Source organism: Pseudoalteromonas sp. CO325X (genome assembly GCF_004208955.1).
In the GTDB taxonomy this organism is placed as follows: Bacteria; Pseudomonadota; Gammaproteobacteria; order Enterobacterales; family Alteromonadaceae; genus Pseudoalteromonas; species Pseudoalteromonas ruthenica.
The window spans coordinates 1-1,495 of record NZ_SGPG01000031.1 but is presented as its reverse complement, the minus strand read 5'-3'; the positions used below and the strand labels follow the sequence as shown (position 1 = coordinate 1,495).

The window sequence follows — 1,495 nt, the reverse complement described above, 5'->3', positions numbered from 1 at the left end:
ATGGTGGGTTGTACTGGACTTGAACCAGTGACCCTCGCCTTGTAAGGGCGATGCTCTCCCAACTGAGCTAACAACCCACATCTGGCAACAAAGAGTGAGGAAACCTCTCTCGCTGTTGTGGGGCGCTATTATAGATAGAGACGAAAGACTGTCAACACTTGAGTTGCACATTTTGTTTTATATGCGGGTTTTATAAACAACCTGTTCATCAACTACGCACGCGAAGCCTGCACTCCCGCTTATGTGAGTCATAATTGTGCGCGTGGTAACAAGGGATGTGCGTTCATAGGGCTATATAGGTATCGATACCAGCGCAATAATGAAGGCCTTATTTATGGAGCCCATTATGAATCACAGTCTTTTTATCTCCCACGGGGGAGGGCCGTTACCTCTATTGGCGGAACCAAGTCACACAGGTATGCGTGATGCATTAGCAAAACTAACGACTCAAATCCCTAAGCCTCGGCTTGTTATTGTAATAAGCGCGCATTGGCTTACAGAGGAGGGGATCGCTATTAATACCCAGCCAAAGCCAGCTTTGTTTTATGATTATTACGGTTTTGATAGGGCGGCCTATGATATTGCTTATCCTTGCACGGGTCATACTCGAGTTGCCAACTACTTAGCCGGTTATTTACAACACCAAGGTATACCTACTCTTATTGAGCAGCAACGAGGGCTAGATCATGGTGTTTTTGTACCGTTAAAGTTAATGTATCCAGATGCAGACGTCCCTTGTGTACAAATATCATTGCATGGCGGTTTAGATGAGCGCTTTCATGTAGAGTTAGGGCAACACCTCGCAAATGCTGTTGCTGATCTTGATAACGTACTGTTACTTGGTTCAGGTTTCACCTTTCATAATATGGCTGCATTTAAAAAAGGACCGATTGATGATACTCAGGGGTATAATCGACAGTTTGAAGATTGGCTCATACACACTTTGCAGGCGCCAATGAGTGAAAAGCAGCGCCAACAGCAGTTAATTGCGTGGCGAACAGCACCTGGTGCACTTTATTGTCAGCCCACGTCAGAACACTTGTTGCCTTTACACTGTGCATATGGAGCAGCTCGCTGTCGACCTGATACCCATATCTCAACAGAAATTATGGGGTGGAAAGCCAGCTTTTTATTATGGCAACTAGAGGCATAAGTGGTCGTTGCGATTAAGGTGATATTTTGGCTGACGAAATAACCACAAAATAGATACCGATATTTATCTGTATCAAAGTAGGTAAGTGGTTAATAAAGAGCCATATTTGACTGTTTTTGTCTATCCTTTGCGCGTCTTGGCTAAAATTGCTTCGGTCAGTAAAAAGTTACTTAAAAAGTGTTGACTTTGTTTAGGGGGGTGCATAGAATGCGCCCCGCACTCAACGAGATGAACACCGCAAGTTTGGCAGTTTATCTCATGCTGTTTGGGGCTATAGCTCAGCTGGGAGAGCGCTTGCATGGCATGCAAGAGGTCGGCGGTTCGATCCCGCCTAGCTCCACC

The 1,495-nt window shown here is 45.3% G+C and carries 1 protein-coding gene and 2 tRNA genes; 2 read left to right on the top strand and 1 reads right to left on the bottom strand.

What is annotated here, in order from left to right:
- Position 1 precedes the first annotated feature (1 nt).
- Positions 2–77, bottom strand: a tRNA-Val gene (locus tag EXT46_RS15585).
- A gap of 269 nt (positions 78–346) precedes the next feature.
- Here EXT46_RS15585 and EXT46_RS15580 point away from each other — a divergent pair.
- The gene (locus tag EXT46_RS15580; RefSeq protein ID WP_165381142.1) at positions 347–1,153 is read left to right on the top strand and encodes a class III extradiol ring-cleavage dioxygenase; all 807 of its coding nucleotides are present in this window, start codon (positions 347–349) and stop codon (positions 1,151–1,153) included.
- Between the two features lie 267 nt (positions 1,154–1,420).
- A tRNA-Ala gene (locus EXT46_RS15575) sits at positions 1,421–1,493 on the top strand.
- Positions 1,494–1,495 lie beyond the last annotated feature (2 nt).

Bases quoted from the DNA above. Each gene is read 5' to 3' on its own strand.
- EXT46_RS15580 (WP_165381142.1), top strand. From the start codon at position 347: ATGAATCACAGTCTTTTTATCTCCCACGGGGGAGGGCCGTTACCTCTA.